Source organism: candidate division KSB1 bacterium (assembly GCA_034506255.1).
Taxonomy (GTDB): Bacteria; Zhuqueibacterota; Zhuqueibacteria; order Zhuqueibacterales; family Zhuqueibacteraceae; genus Coneutiohabitans; species Coneutiohabitans thermophilus.
The window spans coordinates 1-23,151 of sequence record JAPDPX010000017.1; the positions used below are offsets into that span (position 1 = coordinate 1).

The 23,151-nt window shown below is 59.7% G+C and carries 12 protein-coding genes; all 12 read right to left on the minus strand.

The annotated features are described in order from the left end of the window. Positions 1–8,433, minus strand: an 8,433-nt coding sequence (locus tag ONB52_21860) for a diguanylate cyclase (GenBank protein MDZ7418779.1), incomplete at its 3' end; no start/stop codon positions are given. Positions 8,434–10,937: 2,504 nt separating this feature from the next. Continuing rightward, complete coding sequence (locus tag ONB52_21865) at positions 10,938–11,522, minus strand: hypothetical protein (protein MDZ7418780.1); 585 nt, start codon at positions 11,520–11,522, stop codon at positions 10,938–10,940. Further along, positions 11,522–12,163, minus strand: a complete 642-nt coding sequence (locus ONB52_21870; protein ID MDZ7418781.1) for a hypothetical protein — start codon at positions 12,161–12,163, stop codon at positions 11,522–11,524. The genes ONB52_21865 and ONB52_21870 overlap by 1 nt, the downstream gene beginning before the upstream one ends. Positions 12,164–12,576: 413 nt before the next feature. Next, positions 12,577–13,086 carry a hypothetical protein gene (locus ONB52_21875; GenBank protein ID MDZ7418782.1) on the minus strand — a complete coding sequence of 170 codons (510 nt, stop codon included), beginning with the start codon at positions 13,084–13,086 and terminating at the stop codon, positions 12,577–12,579. Between the two features lie 447 nt (positions 13,087–13,533). Continuing rightward, positions 13,534–14,874 (minus strand): phage major capsid protein, encoded by a 1,341-nt coding sequence (locus ONB52_21880; protein MDZ7418783.1) that lies wholly within the window; start codon positions 14,872–14,874, stop codon positions 13,534–13,536. A gap of 65 nt (positions 14,875–14,939) precedes the next feature. Beyond that, the gene (locus tag ONB52_21885; GenBank protein ID MDZ7418784.1) at positions 14,940–15,962 is read right to left on the minus strand and encodes a hypothetical protein; all 1,023 of its coding nucleotides are present in this window, start codon (positions 15,960–15,962) and stop codon (positions 14,940–14,942) included. A 203-nt stretch (positions 15,963–16,165) separates the two neighbouring features. Next, complete coding sequence (locus ONB52_21890) at positions 16,166–18,121, minus strand: hypothetical protein (GenBank protein MDZ7418785.1); 1,956 nt, start codon at positions 18,119–18,121, stop codon at positions 16,166–16,168. Between the two features lie 319 nt (positions 18,122–18,440). Further along, on the minus strand, positions 18,441–18,869 hold the full coding sequence (locus ONB52_21895) for a hypothetical protein (protein ID MDZ7418786.1): 429 nt from the start codon (positions 18,867–18,869) through the stop codon (positions 18,441–18,443). Then, complete coding sequence (locus ONB52_21900; protein MDZ7418787.1) at positions 18,866–19,198, minus strand: hypothetical protein; 333 nt, start codon at positions 19,196–19,198, stop codon at positions 18,866–18,868. The genes ONB52_21895 and ONB52_21900 overlap by 4 nt, the downstream gene beginning before the upstream one ends. 3 nt (positions 19,199–19,201) lie before the next feature. Continuing rightward, positions 19,202–19,753: a hypothetical protein gene (locus ONB52_21905; GenBank protein ID MDZ7418788.1), complete on the minus strand. Its 552-nt coding sequence runs from the start codon at positions 19,751–19,753 to the stop codon at positions 19,202–19,204. A 437-nt stretch (positions 19,754–20,190) separates the two neighbouring features. Beyond that, entirely contained in the window at positions 20,191–20,688 is a 498-nt protein-coding gene (locus ONB52_21910) for a hypothetical protein (protein ID MDZ7418789.1), read from the minus strand. Positions 20,689–20,698: 10 nt separating this feature from the next. Beyond that, positions 20,699–20,986: a hypothetical protein gene (locus tag ONB52_21915; GenBank protein ID MDZ7418790.1), complete on the minus strand. Its 288-nt coding sequence runs from the start codon at positions 20,984–20,986 to the stop codon at positions 20,699–20,701. Positions 20,987–23,151 lie beyond the last annotated feature (2,165 nt).

A 23,151-nucleotide genomic window follows, 5' to 3' on the forward strand; every position in this document is an offset into this window, starting at 1 on the left:
ATAGGTCTCCCTGTTCCGCGTGATGGTAGCTAGGTGGCGCGGGCTTACCAGACCGGCGTCTATTGCCGGTTGCACCGCGTGCTCGTAAACCAGCTCGCGGAAATGAGCTAACAGCTCTATGACACGGTGATACTTGGCGTAACCCCAACGACGGGCAAAATCTTCGAGAAGCTCTTTGGCTGTCTCGAACGTCAGGCCGTAGGGGTTGAACTTCTCACTCAGCGCTAGCTCGAGCAGCCCAGGGTCGAAGTCGTCTGGATTGGTCTCGGCCCATTCCTTGTAGACCTCTATGGCCCTCTGTGGGTCACTTATGTTGGTAAGCTGCTGGATACGCTCCTGGGCCTCTCTCGCCCAGTAGGCGCGATCGCCCAACGCTATGCGCTGCGCTACAAGGATGACCCCGGCATCCTGCAAGTCCTGACCCAGAAGCTGATGGAGCGGCTCGAAGACCTCTTCGCGGATACGTTCAACAAAAGCCACGTTCGGCGCATCGCGGTTCAGCCACTCCTGCTGCAGGAGGTTCAGTGCCCGCTCAAGGGCCCAAGGGGGCGCCTTGGTGCCGGTGAGCGCCTTATACGCTCGCTCCAAGGTCGAACCGGGCGCGCTGAACAGCTCCCTCAGCCAGCGCCATTTGGCTTTCTGCCGCGCCTGCCGCTGCACAGCCCGGGCAGCATGCCTGTGGTGCTCAGCCAGTTCATAGTCTGCTCTGCTAGCCTCACGAATGACACGTAACCTGGCTTCCTGATCACGCACCAGTCCCTGAATAGCCAGATAATCCTGCCAAAAGCCCACCCTAGCCTTGGCGAAGGCGAGCAGGGCGTTCCAGAAAGTTGGCGCCTTGTTAGCCAGGGTGCCCGGGGATAGAAGGAGCACCGAGATAGCATCAGCAAACAGTTCGTCCGGCTGCACCCTATAGGCTCGTTGCTCATCGGTAATTTCACCCCGCCAAAACTCCGATAGGGCTATGAGCTCCTCCTTGACTTTGGCAAGCCCAACCACATTGCGACTCTTGAGCTCGTCATTCAGTAGGTCGGTGTAGAGCTTTTGGTAGACATCCATCCAAGCCCGTAACTGGGGCCCGGGCTGCTTTGGCTTTGGTCCCATGAGTGCAACGGTCTGCACAGCAGCCATCGCTTTCAAGCGGTTCCGCACAGCCTGGGGCACTGGAGTGCCACCTGGCAAGACAAGCGTGTGCTTGAGGTAGTTCCTCATCGCAGCGATATGGCCCAGAATGTTGCCCCGCTTGAGTGTCCCTTGGGGCAGGAAATCGACCAGGTGACCGATCTCATGGGCGAGAACCATGTTGGCTAGCTGTGGGTTACCCGCCACTGTAGCCAGTACATCGATCCTCCTCTTGCTACCATAGAACACACCCAACGCGTCCTTGATGCGCAGCTTCCGCACTACCCTGATCTTCTGCTGCCCCAACAACGGCCAGACAAGTTGGACCAGTTGTTCCCTTGGCAGTGGCAGAAGCTCGATCTGCTGACCCAAAATGACAGCGTTGGCGCGCTCAGCAACCTGTGGGTAGGCTGTCGCAACCGCGAGATTGAGCTCCTCTACTAGATCGACCTCCGTTTCCTCATCCGGATAGGTCGGGACGACATAAGCCCTCGGATCATCGGGCTCAAGGTCCACATCCGGGTCGGGTGGCGGCAATTCTTCGTCGCTTAAGACCTCTTCGATCCTGGGAGCGGTACCAAACTCCAAAGCCTGGGAGAGTTTCTCTATCTCTTGGGCAACCTCGGCGAGCTTAGCCTCGACAGCGCGGATGTCCTGTTCGATTCTCTGCCGCTGTTGGCCGGCAACAGCCAGCTTGCCAGCCCTGTCGCGATAGAAAGCCAACACCTCGTCCAGCATAGCTGGCAGGCGTCCAATCTCGTCAATGACCCGCTTGTTTACGGTCTTGTGGTCGAACTTTGTAAGCGGTGAGCTAATCTTCACCTCATCCGACCCGAGCGGTTCCTCCAAGCTGAAAGCGACAATCCAGTTAAGACCATCATTGCGTACTTCAATAGGCAAGCCGAGGAACTCCCCTGCCAGGGGGCGAGCTACAGCGCCCACTTCAGCAGACGCGATAAAGTTCTCCGCGTCTTGCCTGTTCTCGAACGTCCTACCTTCGAGCGTAATTCTGAATTCACCCTTGGGCTTGAGCTTGGCCTTGGCGGCTTCGAGGCCAGCGATATACGTTCCCGCCTCCTCGAGCCTCTCGCCAAGCTCTGTGAGGGGACCAAGGCGGTGCTCTATCTCCCGCAGGTCGCGTTGCAGTGTGTGCAGCCGCAGCTCTAGCTCTATCTGCACCTGCTCAAGTTCAGCGCGCTTGAGCAGGCGCGGGTCGCCGGCTGCCAGAGCTTTGATCTCAGCGAATGTAAGCGGCCTAGACCCAATATCCTCAACTTGAACCAGCTCTTGCGCACCCAGGCGCCCAGTGGCGATCTGCTCCATCACTTGGGCTTTGCGCTCCAGGATCCGCATCAGGTAAGCATCGAACGACCCCTCCTGGACGTAGTTCACAATCAGAACCTCTTTGTTCTGATTGCCCTGACGCACCATCCTAGCGTGACGCTGCACCAGGTCGACCGCCCTCAAGGGGTAGTCGATGTTGTGGATCACCTTAAGCCTGTCCTGGATGTTAAGCCCCAGCCCACCTTTCTGTGTGGAGCCGACAATCACCCGGACTTTGCCCTCACGTACCTTGGCGAACAGGCGCTCCGCGTCACGACCTTGCGCTTCGTGAACAAAGGCTATCTCGTGCAGCGGTATACCACGGGCCACAAGCAGGCCCCTGAGTTCCTCGTAGAGGTTAAGCTTGCTACCAGGTACCCCGTAGTCCAGGAAGACCAACTGCACCAAGCCCGGAAACTCGGAGTAGTACTCGACTATCTTTTGCGCCGCCGCCGGCAGCTTTCCGTTGGCAGGATCGAACCGCCAGCGTTCGGGATCGACTAAAGCGAGCGAGATTGCCCCCAGTCGCGCCTCGGTGCTCAGTTTTAACAAGTTGTCAACACTTCTCTTGACCAGACCGGAGCGGATCTTCTGCGCCCGGGCGTAGATCTCCTGGTAGAAATCCTTGATCTCCGGGGACAGGGGCACGACCTCGTTCCTAACCGAAGCCTTAGGGCGCTGTATGTCAGGCAAAGCATCAAGGTGGTGGCCAATTGCTACCTGTCGCCACATCCTTATCAGTTCGGACAGGTTCACAAACGGGCCAATGTAGCTCTGGGGCCGGTAGGCTCCCTCGACCGTAAGGTCAACAGTAGTGGTGCGCTTCGCGAAATTCGTCAGCCACTGGTCGAGGTGTTCCATCCCACGTTCGGCTAAGAGATCGGGAGCTAGGTAGCGGAGATAGTTGTGGATCTCCGCTATGCTGTTAGCAAGCGGTGTTCCGGTAGCCAAAATGAGACCGCTGTTCCCTCTAAGCGACTGGACGTACCTTGCCTTCAGGTAGAGATCCCACGCCCGCGCTGATTCGGCGGTCTGAATAAGGGCGCTCGAAACAGGAAGGTTCTTGAAGTTGTGCGCCTCGTCGACGATGATCTGGTCAATTCCAAGATCTTCGAACCAGATACCGCGCTCCTTGGGCCCCCGCCTCAGCCCCTCGAGCCGTGCTTCCAGTGCCGCCAGGCGGCGAAGTATCGCCCGCTCCGTAGGTCCGGCGCGGCGCTCCGACTCTTCACGTGACGACTCAAGCGCCTGCCTGAGCTTACGCAACTCGTCGGCAACCACCTCTGCCGCAAAATCCGGCGAGACAGGGATCCGAGCAAAAGCTGTGTAGGGCATTACAACAGCGTCCCAGTTGCCAGTGGCAACACGAGCGATAAAAGCCGCCCGCTTCTCTGGCTGCAAGTCAGCGGCTGTGGCCGCTAGAATACGGGCACCAGGATAGATCGCCCTGAACTGATAGGTAAACTGGTGAAGCGTTTGGTTCGGAACAACAAACAGCGGTGGCCGTTTTGTAATGCCGTGCTGTCGCAGGAGCATACCGGTCACAATCAGGCTATATGTCTTGCCACCACCAGCCTGCGTAGACACCAGACCGCGACCACCGTTGACCAACAGGAAAGCAATCTCCTTTTTCTGGTGGTCCATGAGCTCAAAGGGTTGGCCTGCAACAGTAGAAGCCAAACCCGGAAAGCGCAGCCAATCGGTAACCGGTTCATAGGGAACCGACGAGCTGAGGAGCGCGTTGAACCGGTTAGCCAGACGCTCTCCTACAGCGGGAACTGAAGTGACATACTCGTTGAAGTACTGGTGAAGCTCATCAACCCGCTGCTTGGCAAGATAGGTCGCCTCGACATCGAGGACACTCTTGTCCCCGACTTTTCGGTAGACCCTAGGCTCCGTGTTGTTCAGTGCATGCCGCAGGATAGTACTGAAAGGCACGCTCTCAGTGCCCAAGTTGCGAAGTATCCGGTTGAGAGCGGCTGCCTCTGCTTTCCACACACCGAGCGGGGCTACGTACTCAAGCGAGACTCTGTCTATTAGTTTATAGGCCTGCCACGAACCGCCCTTCTCTTGGGCCAGCCACTCCAGGAAACGTTTGAGTACGGATTCCTCGATCCACCCGGGACCCAGCCGCCATTGGATCTCGTTAGCCGTCTTCTGCTTCGGAAGCCGCCGCCGCAAAGCCTCGACGTTCTTCTGGTACTGGGGGTCCGTCTGGGCTGCAAGCTCGGCTTCCTCAATCTTAAGTGGCAGATTCCCGGCAAGATACACGTCTGCGGGGATCCAGCGCTTGGTTGCGGGGTCGTTGTAGATTCTGCCCTCGAGCGCCTGCAGGACGTGCTGTAGATCCTGACCACTGAGCTCTGCCACTAGATCGAGGTCAACTTCCCCTTTTCCTCTGGCTCGCGCTATGGCGTAAGCCTCGTCGATACTCAGTGTGCCGCTCTTTTTCGCGGGCTGAAGTACTCGGCGTGTCAGAATGTCAGCTTCGGCATAGCCACCGTCGGGAGCTTCGTACTCCAGGGCAGCTACAAGACCGTAGTCGGGGTCGCTTTCGAAGCCTTCAAGGTTACCCTCCTCCAGGAGCCGGCCAAATTGGTCCACGAATGAGCGGTACGTTTGCCTTAGCTCTGTCCTCGCTTGCTCTATCTCACTGTCTGGTGCATCAGACAGCTCCAACCGCAGGAGCGACCTTACCCTTTCCTTGAGCCTGACCAACATCGAGACGCGGGCATGGGAAGCAGGCCGCACCTCGGGCTCTCTGACCTGGCCATTGATGATCTGGCGAAGGCCTGATGGGGTTTCAACGAAAGAACCCTCTTGATACTGGCTCAGGACACCACCAGCCCCGGCCACGGCAGCATCTAGGTTCGCCGTCGCAACGGGTTCCTGCTGTAGCACCCGCTCGGGTACCTCGTTCAGAATCTCGTCAAACAACTTGCCAAGGTCGGTGTCGGCCGGCAGTCGCCGCGGCTCTCCACCGACTCGGAATGGAGCCACCACACCTCGCATAGGCTGCGGTCGCTCTCCTCTGGCCCTACTTGCCAGGACACGCTCGGGGTGCTTATCCCAGTACTCGTTGCGACCGCTCGGAGCTTCCAGGAAATCAGGCTCAGCTGGCGGTTTCTCGTTGGGTAACAGACGCCTGAAGACCAGAAGGTCGCTCTCGACTGACGTTAACTCACCCTCATGGGCCTCGGCTGGCAGGCGCAGGGCATAGAGAAGCTCAGCGTTCCGGGCCCAAAACTCCCGATGGGCTTGCGTCTTCGAATCCATCGAGTAGGTACTCGTAATGAGTGCAACCAACCCACCCGGCCTGACAAGCTTCAGCGACTTGGCGATGAAGTAGTTGTGGAGTGAAAGCTTATCGAGGTCAGGATCGGGATCGGGTACCCTCACCTCAGCGAAAGGAACGTTGCCAATCACAAGATCGAACGTTCCAGAAGGCAATGGGGCTTGCTGGAAAGCCTGGTTCACCACACGCGCCTGCGGCAGCAGGTGCCGCAGCACAGCACTGGAATACGGATCCAACTCAACGGCCGTTACCGCAACGGGAAGACCTTCCGGTGCCAGTGTAATAAACCGACCGCTACCAGCCGACGGTTCGAGAACACGGCCACCCTTGAACCCTAGCTTCTGAACCAAAGCCCAAATCTTCGTCACGAGCACAGGGCTCGTGTAGAAACCGGTGAGCGCACTCGCTGGATAACGCTCTACGGTCTTCAAGATTTTGTCGATTTTCTCCGGTGCAAGCCCGTGCTGCGTCAGAGCGCGGGCAAATTGCTTCGCACCCCAACTTGGGTCAGCATGGCGGACCGTGCCCCAACCTCTAAACCTCGCTAAGAGAGCTTGCTCTTCAGGTGTTGCCCGCCGACCTTCGCGCTCAAGCGCATCCAGAAGTGCCAAAGCTCGCGCTTGGTCCTCGATTATCTGGCTTCGCGGGACTGGGGAGTAGTCTTCTGCGCTGGCTCTGTAGTTCGTGAGAGCTGCTGTTCCCACTCCTCCAGGAACTCGAACACCTCCCGGAGCTTCTGGTTCAGGTACCACTCCAACATCATGAGGTGGAGCCACCCCAGGTAGTGCGCCTCCGACGGGAACTGCTTCCGGAGGTTTTCCTCCTGCTGCCACCCCTTCGACAGTTGCTCCCACAGGCGTCGGTAGCTGTCCTGTAGGTCCTGTGCCACTAGCTCCAGGTACTGGCGTACCTCCGACTTCCGTTTCCGCCACTCCCTGTACAGCTGTGGGGTGAAGTCCCGTAGGAACTGCTCCGACAGCCGGAGGACCTTGCCCTTGCTCAGCAGATACCGATCCATCCGTAAACTCCTTCCTAGCGCGCTCGTTCTCCTCTAACAGTGCACCCCAGCGGCTGTCTGTAGGGAAGACCGTGAGCGCCGACATCAAAAGCGACGTAGCACCGTCAAAGTTACGGTCCGCAATAGCCGCCCTGATCAGCGCCTCGTACTCGTCTGCGGTTGTCGGCTCGGGAACGTAGACGTCCACATCCGGTGGTGGTGGCGTTACGTCCGGTCGGCCTTCGGTGTGTTCGGGCACAAAGATCTGTTCAGTTTGGCTCAAACCAGCCCTATCGGCTGCGGTTCTTGTTTCGACGGCAACTTCGAATACTTGCCCCCTGCGCGCTGGAATAGCCTTGAGGAAATCACGCAGCGCGTCGAAAACGTGCTCTTTGACAAGCGGTAGTTTCGGGGCTGGGCCCCACAGCAGAAAGCTGGTCGGCGTTATGTGGAAAGCATCGCGACCGAGCTCGGCCGCGAGAACCCGTCCAACGGTAGCTATAAGTCTCTTGTCCACCTCCGAGCTGGCGTCGCGCGTGTCAGTAGTGAGCAACGACAGCCTCAGGAACTCATAATCCGGCTTTTGAAGCCTTGGCTTGGCTACCTGTAGAGCGCTAGCATTTGGCAGACCGCTAACCGGATCGCGGTACTCGGTTGGCCCGACGACGCCTTCGTCCCCGTAGCGCTGCCCGGGAACACCAAGATCCCTGTATCTAGGACCTTGTTCCTTGGGCTTCAGACCCTTGAGCTCCTCGAATACAGCAGACCAGTCCTGGCCGCGCGCCAGCCGCAGACCGACGTTGTAGTCGCCAACCTTGCGCTCGAAGCTGGGTAACCTCCCCCTGATCTCAGCTTCAAGGCGCTGAAGGTCGTCCTGCTTCCCAATCACAGCAAACTCATCACCCCCGACCCTGAAGATATTCCTACCTGGGAAGCCAGTAGCCTTGGCTGCATCTGTGAGCAAGCGGGCTACGTCTTTCAATGCAGCGTTACCCGCTTGCCAATCGAGTAAGTCGTTCAGGGCTTTGAAGTTGGTGATGTCAAGACCAAGCACACCGAGGTTGAGCGCTTGTGCCCTGCTCATGGCTTTCTCGAAAGCACGAGCATTCCCTAGTCCGGTTAGGGCATCAACATACAGACCTAGTAGCTCTTCCACGAGGGCTGGATCGCTTATCTCTCCAAGCCGCCGACGTAGTTCTACTTCGGGCGATACGTCTGGTGTCGTCTGGGGTGTCTCCCCGCCAGGAGGCGGTGGCACCCCGGGAGTGGGGGACACCCCACCAGTCGGCGGAGGTGGCGGCAGGACTCCGGTCGGCGGAGGTGGCGGCAAGACTCCGGTCGGCAGAGATGGCGGTACCCCACCAGTCGGCGGAGACGGCGGTACCCCACCGGTCGGCGGAGGTGGCGGCAAGACTCCGGTCGGCAGAGACGGCGGTACCCCACCAGTCGGCGGAGACGGCGGTACCCCACCGGTCGGCGGAGATGGCGGTACCCCACCAGTCGGCGGAGACGGCGGTACCCCACCGGTCGGCGGAGATGGCGGTACTCCACCGGTCGGCGGAGACGGCGGTACCCCACCAGTCGGCGGGGCAGGGGACGGCGGAGCTGTCCCTGTCGGCGGGCTAGTAGGAGGCGAAGGTGGCCTCGAGGGAGGGACACCGCCCCGCGGGGGTGGGCCACCAGGCGCGGGGGGCATCTGCAAGCGGGACATGAGCTGATCCCGAACGGCCGCTTCCAACTCCTGCAACAGAGAGCCATCAACGGTAATTTTTCTCTTTTCCAGGTCGGCTAAGACCACTGCCCGGGCAGTGGCAATGGCGTTGTCTATGTCCCCTTCAGTCGGCTGCAAGATACCGGTCAGCTGGTCTACCGCCTGCTCGGTCAGTGCTCGTTCCAGCTCACGTACAGCTCTCCTCTGGGCCAGTGGCCGCACCGCCCCCTCACCGACACCACCATAGATCGCACCGGTCAACGAGCCAATAAAGCCCTCTTCTAGAACAGCCCTGATGTTCAGTGGTTTATTGGCTAGCGCACCGGTTACCGACTGCTCTATCAGGCTTTGCGTCCCCTCAGTTACACCCTCAGCTAGCGAAACCTCGGTGAGGTTCCTTGCGATCTGCCTGGCAACTTGGCGCGTGATGTGGTCCGTCCCGCGCAGCCCCTTGGCAAACCGCTCAATCGGGATCAAATCCAAGGCGGCCATGGGAAGAGCCGTCGCTGACGCTATCTTCTCCCTCTGCTCCTCTGTCAGCTCCGGCACATCCTGTTTGAGGCTCTCGCTTACCTCGAACTTGTTCTGCTGGTAGGAAGCAAAACCGGCTGCACCTAACGCCAGGGCTGGCTGACGGAATGCAACAGCAGCCGCCAGTGACGGGGCGGTCGATACCAACCCGGCAGCAACCTCGTGTACTGTGGCAGCCAGGCGTTCGGCGACTGTGGCGTCGGGAGCAAACACACTCTTCTCTGGCATCGGGAGCTCGGAGATCTTCTCCGCGTTCTCCTGGACCAAGCGCTGCCCGTATTCCACCCAGTTTTTCGCTTCGGGCACGTACACACGGGCGTAGCGCCGCCGAACCGTTTCCCATTCCTCCGGCGGGTAGAGCAAACGCAGCTTGTCTCTGAGCTCAGGTTCAATGATAACCTGCTCCCGGCCAGCGTTAGCAACCATGGACCCAAACGTCTGGACCAGCCTACGGTAGCCTTTCTCAAACCCCGAGAGGGCGAGAACACCAAGTCGCTTGAGAAAAGAAGGACGTTCGGGTGCCCCTTCTGGACCACCAAATCCAGAAGGTTCGATAGCTGCAAAGGTAGGCCGCGTCGGGGGGGTCATTCCGGCCTCACAACCAGTCCGTAGGCCCTAGCCACAGCAGCTGCCGCCTGGCCAGGGGATAAGCCCATTCGGCGCAGCTGTTGGTAGCGAGCTCCAGCTACCACCTGAAGCGCCGTATAGGGCTCGTACCCCATCTCGAGTAGCGAGTCATAAGTTACCCTATCAGAGCGAGACAGCCTCTCTGGCGCAGCCTTGACAAAAAGCTCGCGTATAGGCTTCTGGAAGCCACCTTGGAGGGTATAGAACTTCACCCCTTTAGCCAGAGCAACAGCATCCCGCGGAGACAGCGGACCAGGTGCAAAGGAACCAGTAGGCGCGAGAGGTTGCTTGCCAGCGCCCGCAGGCTGGCGCCCCTCGGCTGGCGTCGGGGCTTCAGCAGGCGGAGGACGCTCGCCGGGCTGTAGTGTCGGCTGCTCGGCCCCACCTTTGGGCTGGCCTCCGGCAGCCGGACCGGGCTCGGCGCGAACCCGGGGCGGTGGGGTCTGGCCTGGGGCAGGCTGACCGGCTGTAGAGCTGGGCAGCGGGACCCCGAGGAACTGAAGCACACTGCGCGGTAGGTTACCCCTCTCGCTCGCCGGCAGGCGCCTGTATAGGCGCTCATACAACCGCTTCTGAAACTCGGTTTCGTCTGGGGCGCTCAGAACATAAGCGACGTCGCCGCCGTGAAAGGCATAGCGCCACTCTGGCCGGCCCATGGGCCCGACTGCCTGGTACGGCGCACCGCCTGATACCCAGCGCGACAACTCGTCCCACCATGCGGGGCGCTGCTGCGGCTCTCGTTGCCGTCTAAGATACGCCTGCCAGTCTTCTGGAGACCTAAACCCCTGCTGCGCTGCCTTCTCTTGGCGCAGGTACTCAAGCCACTGTTCTTTCGTCTCAAACCCCGCCTCTTGCCAGGGTGTCAACTTCGGCCGTTGTGTGATCCTAGCAGCGATCAGTTGGCTGGCTGCACCTTGGGCACTAGCAGCAGCAGGGTCGTAGACGATCCCACTCTTGGGTTCCACTACAGGTGTACCGCGAAAGACTAACCGTTCTTTGTCCTCACCTGGCAACGGGATCGCGATCTCGCGAGGTTGGAGACCGCCGTATCTCACCACGACTTCGGCTGGCGTACCCCGCACGTCAGCCGAGCCCAGGGCACGCAGCGCAGGCCCCATTGGCTCAAGTTCCCCGGTCCCAAGGCCGCTCTCTATGGTCGTGTAGCCAGGTTTGGTAAGCAGCTCGAACTCGGCAAGTTTGCGCAGATACTCATTCCTCTCCTCCTGGCGCTTGCGTTCCTTGGCCTGGAGGTAGGCTTCTATTCCGCCCCCTATAGCAGCCCCGAAGTCAGGGTACTGGAAAAAGACCGACGGTCGAGCCACGTGGCCGCCCTAGCTCCCGAGTCCCATTCCAGCCACCCGCGCCCCAGCGCCAAGGGCGCCGGCCCACAGCTGGGCCCTTGCTGCCCGGGCAGCTGTTTCGCGATCCAAGCCGCCAGCCAACAGGTCCATGTACCGGTTGGCAAACTCCGCCGCGCGAGCCCCTAGCAACTGCCGTTTCCTGAAATCCATTTCAGCCGCCTCCATAGCCCGGGCTGCAAGCAGGTCTTGGTACCTACTTGCCAGATCGGTGATCAGCCGTCCCTGGTCGGCGTCATAGAAACCGGTGTCCAGCCTACCGGCACCGACAGCCTGCCCCCGTAGCTGTTCCAACGCGCGGCCTAACTGCCGGCTGAACTCACCGTACGTGCCCATCGCGTACTGCCGTAGAGCGGCAGAGGGATCGAAGGAACGAAGACCCTCCAAGTACTCGTTCTCAAGATCGCGGGCTCTACCAGCGTAATCCGTCAGTTGTGCGTAGTAGAGGTTCTCAAGCTCCCGCTCACGCCTTCCCTTGCGCCCAGCGATAGCCCCGGCGAGCCCAGCACCCAGCGCGGTACCAAGGCCTATACCCAGAGAAGCAAGCGTACCAGACATCAGACCACCTCCGTCATCACCGAATACTGCGCATTGGCGCGCCGCGCCACCACATCTAGAAAGTTAGCTTCTTGTGCCTGCCAGCGCATCGTCATGTCGGCAGCCAGGGAGCCGGGCAAATCTGTCCTACCAGTGCTCCGCCACCCCATAACGTGAACCAGATAACTGACGAGCACACGCCTGGCATCCTCGTCCAGCGTCAAGACAGAATCAAGACTATCAAGCCGAGCTGGAGCGGCGACGTAATGAAACCGGAGCTTGGAAAACGGCGTCCAGTCCTCGGGGCGGCCCGTGAGAGAAAGGTTCCGACCGCGCAGCACCGCAGCTCTGAAAAACTTCAGTCTACCAGACCAGCCTACGATCTGTACCTTAGCCCACCGTGGTGTCGGCTGAGCGCTGTAAACCTCAACAGCGACAGGCAGAACGTACTCGTTTACTGTGACCCCCGCCTCGAAGGACGGGAAGGGAAGAGCAATGTCTTGGAAAGTCGCATACCGACTTCGGTCTAGAACCGCGACCTTGTTCATGAGCTCGCGCTCGTACGTACTCAAAGAGCGGAGCAACACGCCGTCTGGGTGAGCCTGCTCTGTGAAGGAGGGATGCTCATCCCTCGCCTCCCGGATTATCTCACCCGCTTTCATTGGCTAAGCCCTGGGAAAGCGAGGCTTGGTCGATGAGTCTGGTAAGCTCCGCAACGACAGCACGGCGCTTGGGACCCGCACGCTCAGCCTTCCGTAGCAGCCCTAGTGCCTCAATGCGCGGCTCACCACCATCAAGCTCCGTCTCGATAAGACCATCGATAGTCTCCGCATCGAGTGGCCCAGAAAGAACAAGCTGTTCTAGGTCCTCTAGTCTGCTCCTAGGTGCCGGACCGGGAGCGGAAGCCTGGCTTTCTCGCTCCACAGGAGCCTCCCCTGCGTCCCTGGCTGCCTCCTCGGTTTCCTCCTTGGGGCGGAACGGGCTACCCTGGTAAACCCTAGGCCCGTAAAGATGGGCCGCTCTCTCAGCTTCCCGGCGGAAAGCTTCTTCCTCCGGCCAGCGTTCCTGGTGTACCCTAGGTCCGTACATGTAAACCCCCTTTCAAACCGTTAACGGTGACGAATTTGTCCTGCCTGCCGTAGACCGACCCACGACGGAAAAGCCAGCGGGCTAGATCACGCTCGTACTGCCTGATCTCCTGCACCCTGGCCCGGCGTGCTTCTTCGTCTGGGTCGCGGTTTTGATCATCGCTGGCGGAGCGGTAGGTAAGACGACGCAACTCGCGCTCTAGTAGAGCATCCGGCTGGCCCTGGCAGGTCACCTCAGCCAAGAGACCGAATCCTTGGCTCATCAGGATCGCTTGCCGCAACTCGGGCCAGGTAACCTCCAGGCCATCACCGTCGTTCAGCCTGGTCAACATCCGAACCCCGGTCAACCTCCTGGCCGAGTCGGATTTGACCCTACCCAGCCAGTATCTGCCCTGGCCAACATAGACCACCTCAACCAAGGGGTCTATGGACCGGAGCCTCTTAAGGAGCTCCTCTGACGGCCTCCAAAGAGGTTCGGGCAGATCGATCAGTCTCACCGAACATCTTCAGCTGCGGGATAGACCCGGTACCGCACTACCACCACGGCATCGCTCAACGACGACGTCGCAGCTGTGGTTACCAACACCCCGATCTCCGCGCTCGCAGTTCCCCGCCTGTTGGCCAGGGTCGAGCTAAGCGTCCCTTCGACGCGACTACCAGCAGTCGGGGTGATGGCTGCCGCAAGCACACTAGTTGTCCCGATTTGCACATCCACTGAGACGGTGCCGCTTACGGCACCAGCAAAAACCTCTACGGCTTCCACCTGGAAACCAGTACCTGGTTTGTGGGCAGCGATAAGCAAGCCCGTCTGCGAGGCTCCCACACTGGCTCTGGAGGCTGTAAATAGAACCCGACTTGCCTCTTTTGTCAGCTTTCTTGTTGATAACATTAGCGTTCCTCCACTAGGCAGGCCGGGCCTAGGGCCCGGCCTGCTGTGTCAGTCATTAGAAGACAGGCGCCAGCGAATCAATTCGCACTTGTTTACGCGGCGCTACACAGTAGAGTTGCTCATACATGTGATAGACCGCGTAGTAGGCGTCCTTCCGCCCAGTCGAATCAACAACCCGGTTCCAGATGGACCCCGTCTCGTCCTGCCACTCAAGCTGGCCGAGTGTCAGCCGGTACAGACGGTCCAACTGCAAGCCAAAAGCCACCTGCGGCGGCAGTTTCCGTGCCACACGGAAGGGGTAGGTACGATCACCGATAACAAGGTTTACCTGGGCCTTCCCACCGGTGTAGTTACCCCGCGGGTCGACGAAGAACCGGTCACTCTTGAGCGACTTCCAATAGCTATCCTTAGCGGACTCCGAAAGGACGAACAGGTCGAGCTTCGCCCCTCCGCGCAAGCGCGCCTGGCGGATAGCGTAGTTCAATAGATCCTCACTAAGCACACCATCAAACGGGGCAGCACCACCGTTAATCACTACAGACCTCCACAGGCGGTTTCCTGGAGCTGTTCTGTCAATCCCGTTGTAATTTGCCAGGATACCACCGTCGTCCACTGCGGCGAGTAGACCGGCAAGGGCGCGCTGCTCACCGGCACTTGTCGGCCCGCTATGCCCAGCCCCGTCACCGCTGCCGATGTAGTCGTTCACTGCAACAGCGGCAATCAGCGCAGCAGTCGCCTGAACGCGAATCGAGTTGTTGTCCTCGTTCACATCGACAACAAGACCCGACTGGTCCGCGCCGGCGTTGCGCAGGGGGTTGAAGTTAGCGTTTGCGGAGAACACAACCCGCTCGCCTTCAAGGAAGGCAAGCCAAGCATCGGTGTAGCCGGCAACACCCGAGTGGTCCTTGAGCACGATCGTCATGGTACCATCGCCGTTGTCGGTCTTGGAGTTCACCCGAGCCTTGATTCCAGAGCCGTAGCCGATATAAGCCCAATCGAGCTCTGAAGTACCGCGCTCAACGAGCGCCGGCCGTGCCCGCTCCATGTAGTCGAGGAAAGCACCCTCGTCCGTCCTTACGCGGCGCATGGTATCGCCACTCATCTGGATGGTACCAAGGAACTTGCGCAGGTACACACGCGAGTTCTTGAACTTGGCGGCGATAGCCTCGGGGATGTAGTCATCATCCGCGCGCCAGCCGACACCACCGGGCAGTTGCCAGAAGTGGCCCTGCTCGACGTACCTGCCGCCAGTGGTGACTTCAGTCTGTATCTGATTCTCAACCCGGAAAATATCCAGGAGCTCCGATTCGCGCACAATGTCATCATGTAGGGTCTTACCAAAGATGACCTTGAGCGCCTCTTGCATCAGCGCAAGAGTCTGTGTTTCCGATGGCATGATAAACCTCCCGTGCCCAGGTGGGGGCACCCAAAACTAGGTTACCTACTAGCGGATTACTCCGCCTACCTTAGCCCGAGAAGGCCACGCAGCCCTTGTTTGCGGGCTAGGTGGATAGCCTCCTCGGTCGTTTTGGGCGCTTTCGGGCTCGGTCCAACCGGCGCACCGGCCCCTGCGGGGGCGGCTGCGGCAGCTTTCCGCTTCTCCGACTGCGCCTTCAATAGGTCCTCGGGCTTCGGGCTCCGAGTACCTGCTTGCTTAGCAGCCCTCACGCCGAGATCTCTTAACTGCTGCTGCACCAAGAGCGCCACATCCTCGGGCTCTAGTCTCTGGAGGCCGAGTCGCGCAACCCGATCGCGAACGTAAGCAGTAACCTTCGCCACCACAACATCGCGGTCGAGATCGCCCACATCGCGCGGGACCAGTTCATCCACCTGGTCAGCGACCTTCTGGGCTATTGCGCGCTGAGCGCGTCTTTCCTCGGCGAGAGCTTGGAGCTGCTCGCGTATCTGCAATCTAGTAGCCCGTAATTCGGAACGCAAGAGCCGCAAAGCATGGGGGTCTGCAAGGACCTCCTGTAGACCGCCAGCAGAGTCGTAGCCGGCCCTGGTAAGAATCTCTTGAATCCGGCGATCGAGCTGCTCGAGACCACCGTCCTCCAGAAGCACGCTGACAGCGACATCGGTTTTGAGCTGAGGACTCAACCGCTCGACGACAAAACCCAGTGGGTCACTGGCAATGAGGTCCTCTACCTCAGCCAACTGCTCGGCTTTACGCTCCAGAGCCCGCTCACGTTCCCTGTACTGACGGCCAATCTCAGCCAGGTTCTGCAACCGGTTGAGGATGTTGTAAGACTGCTCATCCTCAACCTCGAACTCTATCACCTCGGGTTCCCCCCTCTCCGGCATCCCGGGTATCCGCACAACGTACGCAGACTCTTCCGACTCAGCGGTTTCCGCCTCCGGCGGCACCTGTGTTGCCGCGCCCTCTTGGGTGGAAACATCCCCGGTTGCGGCAGCTAGCTGCTCTTCCGCCGGCCCCTGGGAATCTACCACGGGCTCCTGGTCGGTCTTCTCAACATCTGTCATTTTTTCCTCCTCAGCTTTTTTCTTGCCTTGCCTGCCCTATCTACCCGGCGAGCCGCCCCGTGAGCAAGCCGAAAAGCGCTGCTCTCGTCGCGCCCGGAGTACAGTGCCTTGTTCAAGACTCGCAAGAAGACACGCCGTGCCTTGGGTGAGTAGCGCTTGATCTGCGCTTGGGGAAGCTCGCGTACGCTGCGATACGGCATGCTCTATGCTCCCACGGCTGTCGGATAGGCACCGGCGGGAACCCCGGTAGGCGGCGTAGGGGGCTGCTCCCAGGGCAGGGTATCGGGCGCCAGGCCACGCTGCGACCCGGCCCGCTGACCTTGATCGGCCTGCATGGCCTGTAGCGCCGCCAACTGAGCTTCCTGCTGAGCCCTGACGTATGCCAGGTGGGCCTCCCTATGCTTAAAGAACCGCTCCTGGATCTCCGGTGCCAGGCGCAGGAACTCGCGGCGCGCCATAAACTCCTCTAGGACCGTAAGATGCACAACATGGTCATAAAAATCAAACACCGGAACGTCAACCCCGTGGAGCAGGTCGCCAAGTTCCTGTTCGGCCGTTGTCCAGTGCACCCCACCAGGCTTGGCGGTCCTACTCAGGTGCGGGAAGTTCGAGAGTTCGTAGAGCTTACGCCTTGCCTCAGGCGACAGAGGCGGTCCAAAAGCGCCGTCCAGCCAGAGACGGTAGATCCTGCTACGTCTTTCTCCTCGCCCCTCAGGGAGCATGGACTCCAGATCGGGCGCCACGTCGATCTTGCCACCCTTGAGAATCTCTGGCATCAAGAGGATCGTTCTCCCGATATTATCTTCGCCCGTGTACTTGATGATCGTCTCCTGGTCGTAAATGACGGGCAGCATGACAAGCCAATCCTCGATCATCCTACCGAGCTCTTCAGCCGCCGCCCGCATTGTGGGGCCGAAGATACGGTCGTCGTTAAACCTGAGTTCTCGAACCAGCTCGCCGGAGGCGTCCCTGGCTATATCGATGTTCTCGGTCCCCTGAATCGAGCCCAGGTAGGCAAGTTCATCGGCCAGCGCGGCCTGCGCCCTCCAAACATCGGTACCCATGTCTCCCGGCCGGACCCATGCTAGCGGGTCCACGCCCGGGCGAGACCTGGCGGCATATACCCTACCGGGCTGGTTGTCGATGTTATCCGGATCCAACCCGCTGTTTAGATCGACTACGCGCTGGGGGTTGGACACCAAGGACCGGTGCTGGAGTATCTGAGCCCAACCCGTGTTGTAAGCCTTCTGCGGACTTACCATCGCCTCCAGAAGTGTGCTCCCAGCGGGTCTGCCTGGCAGGTCGAGGAACCTGAACTGGTGTATCGGCGACGTGTACTTCAGCGGGAACGGCCTGGGACCGTCATACAGGACCCGATCTTTCGTGCATACCAACAACCGGCCACCAGGATGGTCGGGACCTTCCTCCATCTCGGGCACACCCTTGAACGGCGCCATCCACAGAGTCTGGACGGCAACCCATTCAACCGGTCCGGAACCGGGGCCCACAGAGGAAAGACCATCCTGGGCCGAGGCGGAGCCGTAGAACCCGGTCCCGAACAGCACTCTCTCGGCGTAGCCCGCTAGAGACGAGAGGCTATCACCCCGGTAGTCAGGTTCCACCTCGACACCCCAGCGTTCGTACACATCTTCCACTGTCAGGTAGGATCTGACCATATGGATCCGCTGCTCGTGCCAGGGCTTCGCCGACCACTCCCCACGGACCTCTAGCGGACTGTACACGTCGACCACAATATCGCCGGTTCGCTCTCGATGGGGCGGACCTAGTATCTCTATGTTCTCCGCCCCAGGCCCTGATACCCGCACAAGGGGCTCGCCCTCAGAGTTAAGTGGAGCGTTAGGTACAACAACGGTGAGTGGCGTTCCGGTCTCATCCACCATTGGCTCGCCGTTAGCATCGAGGACCGGAACCTCCACTGTGGCCCTCCATTCTCGCCACTCACCCCGGCGAAGATCGATGCGAGTGGCGAGATAACCAGTTCCCGCGACAAGCATCCAGGCCGCACACCGGGCCCAAGCTTGGCCCATGTTAGCGGATCTCCACTTGGCTTTGTACAGGATATCCATTATCTCCGCCAACTCCGCATCCTTGCGGTCCGGGCCAGGAACGAAGGTCGCCACAAAGGGATTCTCGGTCATCCTAGCTAGACCCATGACAAACCAGCGCAGTAAGCGGTTGAAGACGGGTCGGTGGCGCCAAAGACGTTCCTCCTCGCTAAGCCACTCAGATATGTCCTGCCAGCCAAGCGTCCGATGCCACTGAAGCCATTGCTGACCAGAGAGCATCCTGACGTGATGCTCCACTTCTCGGTCACGAGCGAGCCATAACGTGTCCTGCGAAGAGTAGAGGTTCCAAGCCCACTCCGCGCGACAAGAGTCCAGGTCGTCTGGCTCGTTGGCGCGGCGTAAGGGCGGGATGTTACGCCACCCACCGCGATCGCTATAGCTGGTCGCCACGCTAGGACTGACCTCTCTCGATCACGCCAACAACCACCAGAGCCGCGAGCCATTCTTCGGGCACAGCCCGATCTCCAAGCTGGTCTAACCTGATGGTGGCAGGGGGCTGCCACTCCACGGTGGCGGACAAAAGCTCGCGAATCTCCTTGTTCCACTCGCGCTGCTGGTCGGGCGTCAAAGCTGTTGACCCTTGAGCCTGGAGAAGGGACCTGTACTTCTCGTTGACCTCTTCTATTCGCTCATCTAGGGACTCCATCACAACCTTAAGGGAATTACGGCACAGGGCTAGGTGAAGACCCAGTTTTACGGGAAGCGGCGGGACAGCGGGTGCAACGTGACGGCCTTGCTCGTCCCTGCTGGGTTTGGACGCCGCTAGCCACTCGCTGAGGGCCAGGAAGGCCTCTCGCAACTCCAAGGCGCGACACTTCATGCTACCTCCACAAGGAAAACGGTTTTCGCTGCCGCTGTTGTGTTCCAGAAATTAAGCGTGTTCCCTTTGCCAGCATCGACCACGATATACCTCGCTGGAAGCAGGGGTAGGGAAGCAGACGAGGCCGCTGTATTGAAAGCGAACCGGATGTCCGTGTTACCGGCGGCCAGGTGGAGGACAACAACGCGCTTGGTCCTATCGTCCGCCACCGTGTAGGCTGTGTTGGTACCCGGAGCCGCGTTCACAGAGGTTTGACTGATGACTCTCCAGCCGGCCAGGGCGATCATGGCCTGCTGGGCATCCCTGCTCTCGTTAGTGATCTTGCGCATCGCTCACCTCGCAAGTAAACCGATAAGAAGGCCGACAGCTATTCCAGGAAGAAGCGAGCCTGCCCGCTTCAACAAAGGGGGATTTGCCCGACGCTTCCAGTACTCAATCTCCTCTCTCTGGAGGCCCAGTGTTGCCGCTTGGCTGGATACTAGCGACCGCTGCTTCTCAAGCAGCCCGACGAGCTCTGCCAAGCGCTCCGCCTGGAGCGCGAGGAGCGTATCCCTAATGGCAAGCCGCTGCTCGAAGAGCACCCGTAGGGTCTCGAAATCGCCCTCACAATCCTCAATCGAGGGCTTGACCTCGGCAACCCTCGCAGCAAGGGCCGAATCCCTACTCCAGACCCGCCGCTGCAACGCACCCAACTCGGCAAGCCGCTGGATTACGGGCTGCGAGAGCTCCTGGATCTCGCCAGCAACCCGCAACAGGGAGTCCAGCCTGTCGGACGGCAGCTGTGTTGGAAACTCGTAGCGGCGTTGCCAGCAGCTCCCAAACCAGAAAGCCAAGACAGCAACACCCACCAGCACGAGCGTAAACTGGAGTTTGCCTGCGGCCATATAGACCCTAATCTAACGTAAACCCTTGCGGTTCGCCAGCTTCAACCAGCGCACCAGCTCGCGCCGGGGATCCCCTGTCAAGGCCCTCCTCTTGAGGCTTTCGTACTGCCTCGCTCCGTTTCGTTCCTTGACCCAGACCTCCCATTCCAGGGGTCGGTGGCTGAAGTATATGTGGCACCTAGCGCAGAGGCAGACCGCATTCTCTAGCCTCCAACGGACAGCCCTATAGCGCCGGCTTATCACGTGGGCGCACTGAAGGTTAACCCTAGAACCGCAACGAGCACAGGAGCCCGCCGCCCTGACGGCAGCACCAAAGAGCGCGTCGGCTAGTCTTACAGCGTGCCTGGGGCACCATCGGAGATATCTAGCAGGCTTCCGACAACCCCGAGCCTCACAGGTCCTCTTGCCGCGCGCCGGGACCCAGGGAGCCATCCCTACTACCCCCTCTTCCAGTGCAGCCGAAGGCGCTCATAACCGCCAGCCCCCAGGTCGTTGTAGAAGGCCGTCTCGAACGCCTTCCATCTGTCCCGGTTGACATGAGAAGCTCTCTCCCAGAACCAACTAGGCGTGCCACCGCTGAATGAGAACACGATCGAGTCCCCCTTGACTCTGTAGCTCCCTGCTCTGCCCTCCGGCAAGGTGAGCCACGTTACTATGGTTCTCCTGTACTCCTTCCCGTCATCCTGTTTCCAGACCTCGGTGATCTCGATCCAGTAGTGCTCATTGGGCGTGATGGCGGTGCCATCGCTCAGCGTCATGCACCACTCGGTCCCTATATCCCTGCTGGCTCCCGAGAAGCCATATTCGGGCTGGTTCCACTCATAGACAGTGGAGTCCCCGAGGATACAATACTTGCCGTCGGGACCTGACGGTGGACCGAAGCAGGCCGGGAACAGCACCAGAAACCAGCTAAGTTTACCAGCAGTGGCTCTCACTTGGTCCGCCTCAAAGCTCGGTCTCCAGCTTGATCGTCTGTATCGGCTGAAGCTGGCTGGTCTGCTCGATAACCACCTCAAAACCAGGATACAAGCCCTGTAGGTACTTCACCAGCTCGGCTTCTCCCCAATAGCCTTCCCCTTCTACAAGGCCTTGCAGCTCAGCGTCAGCGACTGGGTGCCACGCTGACATACTCATTGGGTGCTCTCCGACAATGAGGGAGACCTGGAGTTCTAGCTCCACCATCATGTTGGGGTAGAACAACCGAAAGCTCTTCAAGGATACAGAGTTCTTCACTTTATACCTCCCTGGGAAGTTAGATCGAGAACACCAGTGCTACCCACGTAAACTCTCCGCGCACAAAGTCACCCTCAAGGCTGACGCAACCCGAAGGATCGAGGTCAACGGTGAAACCCGACCAGTTGTCTATGTTGACTAGAGCGGAGTTGTCTAACGGTATCGTATGTGTCGCCCAACTCGTACTGAGGGTGAGACTCGATGACAGTACGAACGTTCCATTGCCATCGCGGAGAGTGACCCCAACGCTATAGGTCGGCGGTGTCCATTGATAGAATTCCACTCTCTGACACCGGATCCGGAGCTCGATGTTTTCTCCTCCCGACACGGGTCCTCCGACTCCTGGAAGAGCGAGTCGAACGGAGTGGCTAGCGTTACCCTGGGCACAAGGGATTTCGATATTAGCGTGGTAGATGTAATCGGTCCAGTCATTGGGGGTTGCCTCGTCCACTGCCTCGTGGAGCGTCGGCGCACCGACCGCGCTCCAGGTGCCACTCGTGTTGACTGAGCCGTTGGGCACAAGCTGGCCAGTCCAGCCGCAGACCAGCTTCCACATGTTCCCAGAGCGTACAAACTGCTTACGTATCTTGGGCCAGCCGAGTCCGAGCGCCTGGGCGCGGACGAAGCCATACTTAGGGTCCTTCCAGGTGTTGGCCTGGCGCGGGAAGGTACGCTGCATACTACACCCTCAACCAAATCGTGCCGTCAGGGTAGTCCTCCGTCGTGGGGTCGGTGGTCGCTATGACTACACCGGCCACCTGGGCACTTAGAGCAGAACCGTCGTTGAATGTGATAGGCTGGCCGAAGTTGCCACTCCCTCGCACGGACAGGTCACCTGAATCATTGAGACTTAGTATAAAACTCCCTATTGAAGGATTCCAAACAGCAAACGCACGGGACTCAGCAGCCTTCCTCATCCAGAATATAGCCGGCGTGTTACCGGTGAACCGGAAGTGGTCAAAGCTGTTGGCGGCGGTAAAGTTTATACAGTTGTTGACGACAGCCACATTGATGTTGGAGTTGAAAGTGACCAAAGCGGTAAACGTGTTGGCTTCGTCCTCGTAGGCCACCGCCGTTGGAAGCTGAGCCCTCGAGGCCACACCCGTGAGGTCGCTGAAACTGGGGCTCTGCCACGAGGGGGCGTTAGCTACTGTCCCCGTACCCGACTGGCTTAGGAACTTCCGGGTGGTACTAGCATTGCCGGCCAAGCGTGATAGCGCACTAGGGTTGTCCGAACCGGCATAGAGTATGTCCCCCTGGGCGTAACTACCGAGCCCAGTACCCCCAGAGGTAGCCCCAATCGGCGTGCCCACGCTGAGTGCACCAACACTCAACGTTCGAGCGATGGTGATGGTTGTGCCAACCCCTGTGTCCCAGGTACCGCTACCCGTGGGCAACCGAGCATAAGACAGGTTTCCGCTGGCGATGTCTGCAGCGTCTATCAGGCTCCAAGAAATCGTGGCAGTTGACGAAGCGCGGAGGTACCGCACAGCACCGGGATGTGCCAGCGTAGTCAGGGTACCGCTATCGGTTGAGTAGAGTATCCGGCCGGCGTCGACAAACGTAGAGAGGCCTGTACCACCAAGATTGACTGCCACCGGCACAGCCAGTGAGATTGTCCGGTTGGCTGTTAGATCACCCCCACCCGTGAGCCCGGTCCCTGCACTGATCACCCGATCCGCACGCACAGCATGAGTAGTGGCTGTAGCCTGAGCACCGAGTGTCACCGCGCCGGCAAAGGTATAGGAGCCGGGGAATGTGCCCGTCGTAACATCGCTCGCTGCGTGCGTGTGAGCTGGTAGATCACTCGCGAGTAGACCACCCTCGACCCAGGATCCGGCCCCATTGCCTCGCAAGAATCCTGTCCCACTGGGCCCGAACGCAGCCCATGTATTAGCCGCGCTCGCACGCAAGATTGTGCCCGCAGCGAATGACGTAAGCCCAGTCCCCCCATGCACAGCCTGTACCGGGATACTGAGCGAGATCGTGCGATCCGCAGTGAGATTGCCCCCACCAGTGAGCCCAGTCCCCGCCGAGATCACCCGATCCGCCCGCACCGCATGAGTGGTGGCAGTAGCCTGAGCACCGAGACTCAAGCCCCTCGATATAGATACGACACCTGATGCACCGACAGAGAGGATAGTCTCGAGAGCGGAGAAATCACC